Raw genomic sequence first — 13,044 nt, forward strand, 5'->3', positions numbered from 1 at the left:
ACAAACTAGGCAATCACCCACTTCACCACACCTGGCTCGCCTTCGGCATCAACCTGCTTGACCAAATGACCGTCTTGTCGGTGCAGTACAGCGATCACGTTCTTTTGAATCCTGGCAACCAGCGCGGCGTCGGCCTCGATGCCTTTGCGCTTGAGCAGCCGGATCGTGATTTCGCGGGTAGTCGATGCCGAACCCGCCTCCCGCATCGCATCCAACGTCATGCGTTGCGCCTCTCCCCGGTTGAAATACTGGTTGCGCTCGTTCGTGCGCCGAGCTTTGACCGTGCGCAGGTCGTAATCCGGCGCGAATAGCTTGATGCTACCGTCCAGGTGCGACAATGCGTCCTGCAATCGGGTGATTTGTGTTTGGAACGATGCGATCTGACCGGCGACTTCGGCCCGCTTGGAGACCAGACCGGATACGACGAGTGATTCTGCCATGTTGACGCCCCTAGAAAATGATGATCTACTAGGGCAATTGTAGGTTTTTAGCTCGGGAAAAGCTTTGTGCGGTTGCTACATAATTCCGAAAGATCGTCATTAATGCTCGTCTCTATTGCATGAAATCCTTTGGCGTTTCCTTTGAGCAGAATGCCCTTGTCACCTGCTACGTAGACGGTGTTTTCATCGACGTATTTGACACGGTGAAGATTGGCGTTAGTGACTTGTTCGAGTTGTTTCCAGTGACCGTCACCACGATGGCAGACGATGCCGCCAAATCCTACCGCATATAGATTGTTGAAGTCGGAGCCATCAATGGAATGCAGCATGGAAGAAGTTTTTTGTGAGAGGCTGACCGCTTCTCTCAAGGTTTTTCCTTGTTTCACAAACACGTCGGTAGGTATTTCTTCCAAGCCTTGATTAAATACTTGCCAGGCATTTTGATGACGACGATAGACTTGGCTGCTGCTACCTACGACATAAAGATCATCGCCAATCTGGATGATTTGCTGAAGGTGCAGTAAACCATCATCTTCTTCAGCGCCCGGTAACATCTCAACTCCAACCTTAACGCCTTTTGCCCAATAAAAATCGACGTAACCCGCCATTTCAGCCAAGGTACACATAGCTCTTTCAGCAGGAATCGGATCTTTCGGTCGGTACACGCAAACTGAAGTTGTCATGAACGGTAAGTCATCACCACCCCAAACATTGTTGCTCCCCAAAATATAGTTTCTGCTGTGCGAATAATCGTCATACTCCAAAAAATCCAACTTCCCACATAAAAAAATTGCGTCCTTACGAATAACTGCGCCATCGTAAAAACTCACTGCTGGCGATTTGATTTTGTTTGTCATAAAAAGCCGCATCCAGATTACGTATTCAATGTGGGGGAATGTCTATGTAGTGTTTATTGCTTGAGAATTTCTTCATTATCTGGATGGTCAATTCGCTTCCAATCTTTACCATCAAATACCAAAAACCAGCGCTCGCTGACAGCTAATAGTTGGCCATCGTAGGCATCCATCGCGACGCATTCATAGTCGCCTTTTTGCTTGGTATCGATGCGATGCAATTTTTCGCCCTCTAATACATAAATTCCTTTATAGCCGCCAACATAGAGTTGGCCGTTGAACCATTCCAAACACCTGAAATCATCATTGACACCAGTCTGTATAGCTTTAAATCCCTTAGCGTTGCCTTTCAAGATCGTCCCACTACCAGCAAGGATATAAACTGTGTTTTCGTCTATGCATTTGATGCGTTCTAACCAGGCATTACTCGGTGATTCAACAGGTCTCCACCGATCACCATCACGGTGAAAGATAAGCCCATCTTTACCAGCAATAAATAATTGTCCATTGATGCCTGCTATCGAGTTCATATAACTCATCTCGCTCAAGGTCATGGAGATCGCATCTGAAGAGGAATAACCTTCTTTTATATAACTGTCGTAGTTCTTGTTATTCAAACCTTCATTAAAAGTGATCCAGCCCCCAGGTGTCCGTTTAAACACTGCACCCGCCGAGCCACAGGCATATAAGATTCCGTCAATTTGCGTTAATTGAGTCATCTGCCCACCAGTAGACTCTATGGGTAATTGCTCGACTGTTATTTTTCCACCAGGACGGCAAACTTCTATCATCCCGCTAGCCAGCTCCAGTGCGCAATAAGCTCGCGTACTCTCAGCTTCAGTTTGTCTCATCACGCAAACTGATACGACCTGTTGTTCTCTGTCATGCTTATTCCACGCACCCTGATCATAAGTGCTAAGTCTTGCATGAAAATACTCATCGCTTGGAAGTGCATCGAGTCTTGTGGAGAAATAAAAATAGTCTTTTTCAATAATACAAGCCGATAGAAATACACATGAAGCTAATTCTTGATTTGCCATATTTTTTTCCTTATGGTTAACGTGGAAGAGCATTACCTTGTTTTGTAACTAAGCTATTGAATTTATCAATATTTAAGCCACTGTTTCCATATGGGTCCGCACGAACCGGATAGTCTGGATTCATTCCTTTTTCCTGATGTTTTTTGCGTAAAGTATCAGCCATTTCAGACGCATTGCAACCCGTAACGGCGGAAACACTTTTAGCACCCAATTCTTCTAAAGCCTTAAGATTTGAAATGTATTGAGGATTAGCGGCTAAGCCAATCTGGTTTTCTATGGGATTCTGGAGATTGTGAATAATTTTATGTTTTTTTTCTGAAACACAAATCGCCCAACCTTCATTTTCATCATCCATCTTGGTGTTGTAATAGCCGCCTTTCCATAACTGACCTATGACTGGAATTTCTTCACGTGCATCATTCAGAAGTTCATTCAACGGTGCAAAGGGTGTCCATTTATTACGTGTCCCGGGTGAACGAAAAGCACGGTCAGGGACGACGTGGTGGGCATTACCGTCCTTGCATTTTTTCTTTTTATCCTTGTACTGAAACAATTCGCAATTCGTCTTATCTGATTCATTGTCGTTGTAACGGTTAGTCGTCATATTTTCTAACAACTTGAGTATCACCAACCCCAAACCTGCAAGTCCCGGATCACCCGGTCTTCTATTGCCTTCTAACAGATCGTCCGGATCGCCCATACCTGGACGAGCGCCTAATGTTCCGCTCCCACCAGCGCCCCCAATTATCAGGCCTTGTGTTGCCGCCTGTTGCGCAATTACGCCCTGTAATATGACCATAAATTTAGCTCTTATTTCTTATGGTTATGCGTCATCAAATCAAGATGGCGCGGCACGTTGTAGCCTTCAACAAAGACGTTCGGTGACCAGCTGACGAAGTAGGCCTTGCCTTTAATCGTATCGCTCTTCGTGCCTTTTTTAAAATTCTCTGTGGCTGCTTCATTGCCGGTGCTGGTACCTATACGGCTTTTGTCGCGAAGCGCAACTGGCTTACCGTACATCGATACGCTCTTGGAGCCATTTTCTAAATCCTTGATCTTTGCCGTGTTGGGATAAGGTACAGGGATACCGATTTTCTCTGGCTTGGGCGGGCTGCCGCACACGTCTGGGAAAGCCGCTGCACTCATGCCTGCATCTGAAGCCTGGCCTGCGATGGACATGCCGTTTGCATAGATCTTGAAGATTGCCATTTGATGTTTTTCCTTTGACGTTGTTAGGCTGAGTTTAGGCTTGGTACTGACCGAAACTAAGTACCGCTGCAGCTCTTTCACCCTCGTCACTGGCCAACAGGCACAGTAAGTTGGATGCTGGCAGATAGCCTTTGTGCCCGCTGGCATAAGCCCAGCTGATCGCCAGCAGACTTGCGGCAGCACCCGTTTCACCCAGACTATCGGCCAATGTCCATAAGGACGTGGCCGAAACATTGCTGCGGCTATTGGCAATGGCGAATTCCTTCGCATAAAAATCTTCACTGGATTGGCCGCTGATGCGCAGACCGATGTCGCTTGCCTTGCCCGGTAATGCATTCAGTGCTGCCTTGGTCGCGTCGGACAGACCTTTGGCTTTGTTCGGGGCAGTGCCGCCAATAACTGCCGTTTCGCGGGCAATGCCTAGGCCGGTGCAAAATAAGCTGGTACCTGGCGTTTGCGAAGATTGCGCTTCTGTTTGCACGTTGCTGTAACGTGGCAGGATATGCTGGATGCTGTCTGGATGACCGACCAATATTGCACAAGCAGCTTCGCCAGGAATAAAACCAATCTGATTATCCGATGCAAATATCCTATTTTTCTCATGCATAGCTTTTAAAGTAGCTATATTCAGATAGGAGTCCACTCCGGCAATCAAGATCAGCGGATGCGTTTTAAGTAATTCAAAGGCGGCATTCAGCGCAAATATCCCGCTGGATTGTCCGTAAGCATAGGTGGCAGATTGCGCAGAAAATTGACATTGCAAGGCCTGTCCGAGTCCAGCACTTAAGGATTGTTCAAGATTGGCAGGACGACCAGGCCGCGTCACTTCGGCCACGCATAACAGTAAGGGGATTTTACTGATATCGAGTTCGGGTAATCCCTGCAAGCATTCGCGCACCGCTTGCGCTAGCATGACAACTTGTTTATCTAACGGCCCAAGATGTGCATCATCTACGTCCAAAACCACCATCCCAGCCGAGACGGGTTCGCCTTTGCTGTCGAGAAAAGCGGTTTCTTCAAAATTATTCAGCCTGGCACGCATGGCGGCGAAGGTAGACGGCGCATTGAGGCCGACCGATGTTACTGCCCCAGTACGTAGAATGGCGATGGGTAGTGTCATGCATCCTCCCGTGGTCCGGCGCGGCGTTGTGAGGGGAGTTCGCCCGTCAGCATTTCCAGAGGGATTTTGACGACATGCCCTTTGGGACGTTGGCCTATCTCTATCGATTTGTAACGGAAAAGATCGTTCTGCAGGTCTTTGACTACTCTCCAGAGCACTGTAAAGCGTTGTTTGTCTGGCTCAATTACCAGCGTATCAGCGCGCGCAGCTATTCTTTCTGGACTACCTTTCTTGGCGTTCAAATTGATACTCATGTCGAGATCAGGAAGTTGAAACTCCAGTCGGCCAGAAGGCGTTAAGGCTGGATGCGTGAGATTGACTAGCACAACTAATTCGCCGCCGACGAGTTCAGGCAACTGCTGATCTTCCGGTGCACTCTGAAAGTAACGTGCATCAAAGTCGGGCGGTAGGAACGGGAATATCTCTTCTTCCCATTTGGCATCATAGGTACCCGCGTAGCGCACCCTTTGCGTCCAATTACGACCGATCGGGCCAAAGCTCATTGGTTGGTATTTGCCGCTGGGACTGGTGACGGGCGCATTCAGCGCTTCCGTTTGCGAGAGTGGCTTGCCGTCCGCAAAGCTAGTATGTGGCCAATAACCGCACCCGACCGGATTTATGGCATAGGCAGCGCGACCCTTATCGCGTTTGGGACCTGTTTCAGTACCGCCATAAGCAATGTCGTAGCTGATGACTTGTTGTGAGAAGGGCTCAGGCTTGTTCATGGTGAGCATCGCGCCTAGCATGTGCGACATCCAGCTACGCTTACCGACCACATTGAACATCTTGGTCATCGCTCCCACACGTAATGCAACCGGGACTTTAGTTGATGCGATACCTTTAGGCGCGTAGGCACTGCCCAACAGCAAAATGTCCACCTTAGGTTTATGCAGGCAGAAGTCGCATTCGTACTCAGGTGCCGTGGTGCCAGGTTCTCCGGTCGCGGTATCCGCTAATACGATGGGCACTTGTTGCTCCATCAGTTCGGCGGTCTCGCCCGCCAGTGGCAGCCTATAGGTTGCTTTTACTACGACAACCAGCGTTTCACTGCCCGCCTTGTCGTGCATAGTGGTGTAGCTCGCTGCCAGCGAGGTATGGTTAATCAGATTCATGCAGGCTTAGCTCAGTTCAATGAAACCGAACTGCCTTTAAGCCGATTTTGTCCCGAGGCACGCGACACAATATACTTGCCCCGAAGTTCGATATTACCTTGGGCATCCAGGCTGATTGATGCGGAACCACATTGCAAGGTAATACGGCGCTGCGCGATTAAGACGATGTCGTCGTCATCGAGTTTTGCTTGCATTGGTACGCCGCCAATGATGACTGAAGGTAGTTCTTGATTTGAGTTTAGGTCTGCACCAGAATCCGCGCCGCCTGTCTTGACTATGCCCATCACCAGCGGAGAGTGCAGCTCACCGCGTTCAAACTGTAGTGCGACGCTCTTGCCGATATGCTCTTCGCCAATATCGATCAATGTTCTTGCCTGAATAGCTGGCTGATTATTGAACGCGACCAGAGGCGTGCTGTCGTCCGCGAAACCTTCCAGCATGCCAATGACTAGTCCATATTCTTTTTCTACTTTTTGCGCGCTTACTTTACCGCTGGCTGTCGGCTTTTTGCTGGTGGTATTACTTGTTGCGTTGCTCATGGAAGTCACTTTAAAGTTTTTGTAGATGGCGTAACTGGATAGAGCTACTGGCCTGCGTCGGAAAGCGTGAGCTACCTGGTTGTATCAGCATACGATGCAGCGCAGCTAGTTCGCGATGGGATTGTTCTGCCAGACCTAAAAGATGATTGAGCCATTCTATAGACAGCGGTCGTCCCAAAAAGAACTTGGTATCGAGAGCAAAATCTTGATGATTTTGTTGCCACCATGTGTTGAGCTTGACGGCATCAGGCATAGGATAGGGTTGTTTCTTGCTACTGCGTGCATTGGGAATACCAGGAATGGCGTCATTCGCTTCGATGTCAAAGCCAGTGATGAGACGAAACGCTTCTCCTGCCAGCCTACCGTTTGCTTCATCACTCATCTGCGCTATTAACCAAGGGACATAGGCTGGGTTGCCACTCCATCCGGCGATTTCAATCAATATCGCTGGGCCTGTTATTTTTTGTTCGAATTGATGCAGATGTTCTTGTAAATCGCTGAATGGTCATACCAGGGATAAGAGTTTCATCGCATCGATGCTGTGCGACGTATCGCCTAAAGACAAAGCTAGCAACGCCGGAATGGCGTAGTGCCGATCACCCAGTAACAATGCACCCTGTGCGGCGCTAAAACTGACAATGGTGCGCAAGTTTGGCTGAGAGTTGTTCAGCACGTCGAGTATTAGTGCCAGCAAATCGATCCTGCCGCAGTTGGCGACTGCGTCGATCGCCAAAGCCAACGATACTGGCGGACTGTCTTGCAAGGCATTCTTTAAAGCGACGCTGTCATAGATTGCGTGGGCATGACCATGCCTTAGCGCTGGATAACAATAGATTGGTTCTTGATTTGGAAACTGTGCTTCGATGATCTCGGCAATAGTAGGCGATGTTAGCCATGCAAATACGCCGTTTAAGGCTTCTGCAAAGCCAGGCTTGCCAGCAACCTGAGCAATGACTGCATGGATGGTTGGCATGTCATGCGTGAGAAAGGCCAATGCCAACACGACGAAACCATCGGCACTGACATCCTCGGCACGACGATCTATCGCTGTCTCGTAGGCGCTATAGGCGCGCTCTACGCCTATATTTCCTGCCTCCCGCAGGCCATCCAGATGGGTATCGATAGATTGATCAAACTCGACTAGTTCGTCAAAGCGGGTACGAGGATTATTTAGGTATTTACCGCGACGCCACCATTTTGTAGCTGCATCTTCTGCGTGTTGCTTGATGATGGTGGGATTAGACACTGATAATAGACACTGATAAATCGTGATTAAAAAGGAAACAAAGTATATTCCATGTTGAGCGATCCCGGATAGGGAAAAGTGTTGTATTTACAATTACTTACAGCTCTTGTTGATTACGCTTGATTTCATCAATGCATCTTGCGTGAATTTCCGCATGACCCAACGGTCAACGTGCTCGACAACTCTACTATTTCCCGCTCTGTATAACATCCGCCCCGGCTTTTTCTAAGTTAAATGCGTGGCAATTGGCTTTGGCATCATGCAATGCATGATGATCCTTGATTCGATTGTCGATAAAGTACATCTGCAACGCAACTTGATCGAGATACTTGTAAATATTTTTGCCACGCAGCCATGCCGGAATTTCGTAGCTCATTGCATGGCAAAACAAACGCCAATCACCATCGTAATCAAAACAGATAATTGGCGCTCTCGCTGAGAATTGTTCTAACCACAATCGCAGCCGTCTTTGCAACTCATCCACTGAACATTGTGCTGCTGCCACCTTGCCCAGTTGCGGCAAAACAGTCGTCACAACAAAATCATTACACTTGCTTAGATTAACCGGAAGTTCTGCATAAAATTCATGCAAACCGCATTCTGATACCAAACCGATGCTGATTAACTCAGCATTCGCGAAATCGGTAAATTCGGTGTCGATGAAGATCAGCACGTCAATTCCTTCAAGGTTACGCGACTAAAAAAAACTTTCGTTGTTTGTTGATATCATTTTGCAATTATTGCAGGAAAGCAAAATTTGATCGCTCAATTATCAGTTCGCCTCAATGTTTCCCTGAGCACCGATAAATCGCTGTTAACCTTGACTCCCTTGGTTCCATTATCATTAACGATATAAAGGTTGTCGTTATCCTTTGTTAAAAAGATAATTTTCTTGTAATCCTTGTGTTCTCGGCGCGATTTCTTGAAGGCATCCTTTAGATCGTGTTTGGTATCGGCCAGCCGGATTGTTGGCTCCGCTTCAGAATAATATTGAACGCACAAAATAAAATCTGGCCAAAAATTCAGATGACTATCTGGGCGCACCACGGCTACGCCATAATCGGCCCTGTCAGGATTTCTATGCCACCAAAGGACGAATTCCGCTTCGTCTAGTTGCTTGGCGAATTCATTTTCACTTTCGTACATCGCGTGAGTGCCGTTATACCCATCCACCCAAATTGTACTTTCGTCCCGTAGATGATATTGGCGATGTTTCAAGAATTGGCGCTCCTCCTTTACCAAAAATGATTCCACTTGAGGCATATCTTCATTTCGGCGCGGCGGGAGAACACCGTAACTGTTTTTTGCAGATGGCAGTAGCGGCAAGTCGGATGGAAACGCCATGTAGTCCGGCAAAGGGCTTTTGGTTTCGCGGCTGGTCACAACCTGGGATATTGCGTCATGATACAGTGCAACGACATCATCGGCCTTCATGCGAACCAGGTCGTGCGCCATATCTCGATAGATGCGATCGCGCTCACTTTCATCGATCATGACGGCTATACCGTTAGATTCGGCATCAACCTGAATCCGACTGGTCAAAATTTGTACGAATTGCCGAACATCAGCATCCTCAAATTGAGCGGTAGAGAGCAACACCAATTTTGCTTGTCGATGTAATTCCTCGCGCCGAATCAAAGCAACAATCTTTGTATCTGGAGCGCGTTGCCGAGTAACTAGCTCGGTACGCTGCTCGATCGCTTGAGTATGGCCGGTTGCTGCTGCCAAGGCGTTGTTCAAATCCGCCACCGAGTATTCCAGCCGTTGAGCAATCCTTTTAACCACTTTCGCTAAATCTACGACGCTCGGTCGCAATTCGGTTAGCAAGTGAGGAGCGAAATGCGGCAAGCCGTCATTGCGTGGGTACAAACTTAATCTGATTTCATTGAATGCGGCTCGCAGATCGTCGCGATTCTTCGCTGGAATTTTGAGTAAGCGCGGCGGAACATAAGTTTCCTCGTTATCCCAATCCGGTTGAATGTCACCATCAAACAAAAGTCCTTGTCCTTCCTCAACGAAAGTCGTTCTACCAGCTTGTGCTTCAATTTTTACAGAAGGATGTACTTCATTCGAGCTAACCGATTGACCCTCGGCGTTATCCACTGTGCTATCGGCGACAGTTTCTGCATTGCTTCCGTGCGTGGTATCCCAATCTACTTCCGGCAACATTGAAGATTGTGGAGTCGGACGGTTGGTGAAAATATCCGGTCCGCCGTTGCGCGTCTTAATCCTTTTGAGTCTTTCTGTTTCACCTTCAAGGCTTGACTTAATGCCCTGCAATACTGTCACGGCCTTCTGATAGCCGTCCTGTGCTGCCGCGTTCGCCAGATAAATATATGCCGTACGGAGATCGTCGCTAAGCCGCTTTCCTTGCTTTTCAAGTGTGCGAGTAATTTCCCGTACTCTTTGATCGACACGCATGACGCGCCCGACGAATTGCAGAGCGTAATCTTTATCCGTGACAGGTTTGGTTGACGCTAGGACAAAAGCCCTGGGCGCATCAAATCCGGTTCCAGCAGCTTCCTTGAAAATTAGCACTTCCTTGCTGGTGTCATGAGCAATCGTATTCATCAACTCTGGGTCTGGCGCTTGAGCCGTATGCTCCCCGATGAGTTCAGGGTGCACCCCACATTCGCGGGTCAAGAATTCGAATGCTTCCCGCGTGGTATTTTCTCCATTCCCAACTTGCACCAACAGCAAAGGCACCGTTTGTATACCTCGTTCAACCAACAGATTTTTGAGTGCACAATGCTTCTTCCAAGCTTGCCGCAGTACCGTGCGCTGCAAGTCAACAAGACTTTTCCATTCATCTGAGACGCGGTAAACATATGCAGCGATGAATTCTTTGTTGAGTAAGGCATCAACCGCCTCCTGCCGACTTACTGAGAAGGTCTTATTCTCGCCAAAGCCAGATGCAGCAAGAAACTGATTTAGCTTTATGTCGTTCGGCGTTGCAGTCGCCATAACGAGAGAATCCGGTTTGAGGCGCTTCACAAATTTACCAAATTCCGTTTCGGACGAAAGGCCGATATGCGCCTCATCGACGACGACACCAATTTTAAGCTTGTTGGCACGGGCGCGGGCGACAATACCTTGTACCGAAATCGAAAAATCATCGACCTGTTTCAATACTTGCCTGTCTGCCGACTTGCTGGAAACCTGTTGGGCATTCGCAATCAACACGTCGCCATTGGAGTGGTCACGCTGCCGCTCAGTAGACATGGCGTAAAGCCTCAATTCCTTGATCCAATCCAGCGCCAACACGGTTTGCCCTACCAAATTTGCATATGGTGTAAACCAGAACCAAAGTGTAGGTCGTTCAGAACATACCTTAGCAAGCACCTGGCTTAGCATAAACGTTTTTCCCGCACCAGTTGGCGCGACCAACAAGGCTGGTGAAGGTTGATGCGTTAGGTGTTGCGTCATTGCGCCGATGATTCTGCGTTGAAATTCCTCCGGCTCCATCAATGGGATTGCCGGTTTATTGAAATCAAATGATTCGCTCATGCGCCTTGCCCCTTGATTGCTTCCGACATCCATGAAGAGCTATCCACCAGTTTTCCAGATTCAAGAAGATAACTTGCTACGCTATCAGGACGATCGGAGTAGACCCGCAATTTGTAGGCAGGATGTGATGCCAATTGCCTCAAGGCCTCATCGTCTACACTGAAGCAAAATAGAATAGCTGAATCGCTGCTCGCAGCGATTGTCGCCACTGGCACATTCGAAAATGGCAAGATGCGTCCGACATGTTTCAGGCAAATGGAGTGCCACGCTGTTTCCGGTTTAAGATCGTAAAATGCATCGGCATGATTGATTTTATTCAACCGCAAATAGGCAAAATCGCCGCCAAATCCTTTTGTGGTTCCATACCCTTCAGAAACACGCCGGATTCTTTCGGCACATATGTCCAAACAGACATTCCTTGCTGGCTCTTTGGCTGTCGCCTCACGACTGGATACCATAATGAATTTTCGTGGGATTTCACTTAGATTTTCTGAATTTAGTGCAAGCACCGCGTGGGCTGTAGTGCCAGAACCGGCAAAAAAATCAAGAACTGTGTCGCCAGGGTTCGTGGCTTGTCTTAATAAATTCAGCATGAGGCTTGGCGGTTTAGGATATGCAAACGCTTGGAAGCCAAGTATTTCGTTGACTGAATGTTCGCCAGTGCCGCTGCGCTGCGCATTCAACGCAACGACGAAATCGTCATCATCAGCGTCATCGCTTGCGCCCTTGATCCAACTTGATACTGCTCTTACTTCGCTTTGAAGGTCACGCAGATGCCGCTTAAACCACGGTCTGCCGAAGCCGACAGGTTTGCCTACCCAGAATTCAAGCTCAGGGAGATCCTTTGACAAAATCGGTGTTTTTGTTTTCGGCCTGATCGGAACGTCGCCGCTTTCTATTGCAGCAAGTAGTTCCTCCATCGTGTTCCATATTTCGACACGCTCGCTGGCTGGATCGGGAAACAGAATTTTTTCCTCGCGGATATATTGTTCCATAGATTGTTTGCGGAGCGTAGAGACATCTTCGACGATTTTTTCCGACGCAAACGCCCATACTCGGCTTGGATTACATGGATACCAGACTCCCGTATTCGCATTTTGAATCGGGTAGTAGAGATTTCGCCTTTGTGCCCAAGTGAAACCGAGCGTCAGATCACCCGTTTTCCACCTGCCTCGTGGATCATTATCTGGGTTCTTATATTGGGAAAAATCTTTGTCTTCCCCTCGAAACGAAAAGCCGCCTCTCCCGTAAACAAGTATGTGTTCATGATCATTGGATAGGCGAACATCATTACTCAGGTTTGTTCCCGAGCGCGTCTTCCAAACCATCGAACCTCTGCGCATACCGGCAAAAACTTCATCCATCAGAAGTTCTAGACGTGAGCGATTTTCATCGTTAATGGAAACCAAAATTACACCGTCGGGTGTCAATAAGTCACGTGCCAACGTCAGACGTTGAAATAAAAATTCCAACCACATTGAATGGCGGTATCGGTCATTTTTGCCGACGTAGTGATCGTTGTATACCCAGTCCTTTTCTCCCGTGTTATAGGGAGGGTCGATGTAAATAACACGAATTTTGTGTGCGTGCGTAGTACGAAGCAAACGTAACGCATCGAAGTTATCTCCTTCGATGATGAGGTTGTCATATGGGCCTGTGCCGTTGCATTCGTCAGGAACCAAATCGGGCATCACCAAATTTGCGGACAATGCACTGTCAAATTCAATTTCATTCCGTTCCCAATGCAGACCAAGCTTCGCGTCAGTTAATTTTTTCGCGAGTAGGGCTTTCAGTTGGGCATGAGTTAAATCATCTAGCCGATCAAGTAAGGAATTATTTGATTCAGGTAGGGAACCATTTAATTCATCGCCGGTCTTTTGGCTGGCTGGCTGGCTGGCTGGCTGGCTGGCTGGCTGGCTGGCTGGCTGGCTGGCTGGCTGGCTGGCTGGCTGGCTGGCTGGCTGGCTGGCTGGCTGG

General features: G+C 48.2%; 13 protein-coding genes. All 13 read right to left on the reverse strand.

Features of this window, described 5'->3' with window-relative positions; genetic code table 11:
* Positions 1-5: 5 nt before the first annotated feature.
* Positions 6-440 carry a hypothetical protein gene (locus tag AAKU61_RS14265; protein ID WP_354333243.1) on the reverse strand — a complete coding sequence of 145 codons (435 nt, stop codon included), beginning with the start codon at positions 438-440 and terminating at the stop codon, positions 6-8.
* Between the two features lie 47 nt (positions 441-487).
* The gene (locus tag AAKU61_RS14270) at positions 488-1,297 is read right to left on the reverse strand and encodes a beta propeller repeat protein (RefSeq protein ID WP_354333245.1); all 810 of its coding nucleotides are present in this window, start codon (positions 1,295-1,297) and stop codon (positions 488-490) included.
* A 53-nt stretch (positions 1,298-1,350) separates the two neighbouring features.
* Positions 1,351-2,334 (reverse strand): WD40/YVTN/BNR-like repeat-containing protein, encoded by a 984-nt coding sequence (locus AAKU61_RS14275; RefSeq protein WP_354333247.1) that lies wholly within the window; start codon positions 2,332-2,334, stop codon positions 1,351-1,353.
* A gap of 16 nt (positions 2,335-2,350) precedes the next feature.
* Positions 2,351-3,133: a hypothetical protein gene (locus AAKU61_RS14280; protein ID WP_354333249.1), complete on the reverse strand. Its 783-nt coding sequence runs from the start codon at positions 3,131-3,133 to the stop codon at positions 2,351-2,353.
* Between the two features lie 11 nt (positions 3,134-3,144).
* Positions 3,145-3,543, reverse strand: coding sequence for a DUF4150 domain-containing protein (locus tag AAKU61_RS14285; RefSeq protein ID WP_354333250.1), 399 nt, complete (start codon positions 3,541-3,543; stop codon positions 3,145-3,147).
* Between the two features lie 34 nt (positions 3,544-3,577).
* On the reverse strand, positions 3,578-4,663 hold the full coding sequence (locus AAKU61_RS14290; protein ID WP_354333252.1) for a hypothetical protein: 1,086 nt from the start codon (positions 4,661-4,663) through the stop codon (positions 3,578-3,580).
* The gene (locus AAKU61_RS14295) at positions 4,660-5,775 is read right to left on the reverse strand and encodes a DUF2169 family type VI secretion system accessory protein (protein WP_354333254.1); all 1,116 of its coding nucleotides are present in this window, start codon (positions 5,773-5,775) and stop codon (positions 4,660-4,662) included. Before AAKU61_RS14295 ends, AAKU61_RS14290 begins: the two co-directional genes overlap by 4 nt.
* A gap of 11 nt (positions 5,776-5,786) precedes the next feature.
* The gene (locus tag AAKU61_RS14300) at positions 5,787-6,314 is read right to left on the reverse strand and encodes a DUF6484 domain-containing protein (RefSeq protein ID WP_354333256.1); all 528 of its coding nucleotides are present in this window, start codon (positions 6,312-6,314) and stop codon (positions 5,787-5,789) included.
* 10 nt (positions 6,315-6,324) lie between these two features.
* The gene (locus AAKU61_RS14305; RefSeq protein ID WP_354333257.1) at positions 6,325-6,756 is read right to left on the reverse strand and encodes a hypothetical protein; all 432 of its coding nucleotides are present in this window, start codon (positions 6,754-6,756) and stop codon (positions 6,325-6,327) included.
* 63 nt (positions 6,757-6,819) lie between these two features.
* Positions 6,820-7,560 (reverse strand): hypothetical protein, encoded by a 741-nt coding sequence (locus tag AAKU61_RS14310; protein WP_354333259.1) that lies wholly within the window; start codon positions 7,558-7,560, stop codon positions 6,820-6,822.
* 187 nt (positions 7,561-7,747) lie between these two features.
* A complete protein-coding gene (locus AAKU61_RS14315) occupies positions 7,748-8,233 on the reverse strand; it encodes a 3'-5' exonuclease family protein (RefSeq protein ID WP_354333261.1) in 486 nt (161 codons plus the stop codon).
* A 92-nt stretch (positions 8,234-8,325) separates the two neighbouring features.
* Positions 8,326-11,067: a DEAD/DEAH box helicase gene (locus AAKU61_RS14320; protein ID WP_354333263.1), complete on the reverse strand. Its 2,742-nt coding sequence runs from the start codon at positions 11,065-11,067 to the stop codon at positions 8,326-8,328.
* Positions 11,064-13,044: DNA methyltransferase (locus AAKU61_RS14325; RefSeq protein WP_354333265.1), on the reverse strand; the 1,981-nt coding region annotated here is incomplete at its 5' end. The genes AAKU61_RS14325 and AAKU61_RS14320, both read right to left, overlap by 4 nt.

Source organism: Undibacterium sp. GrIS 1.2, from assembly GCF_040544435.1.
Taxonomy (GTDB): domain Bacteria; phylum Pseudomonadota; class Gammaproteobacteria; order Burkholderiales; family Burkholderiaceae_D; genus Undibacterium.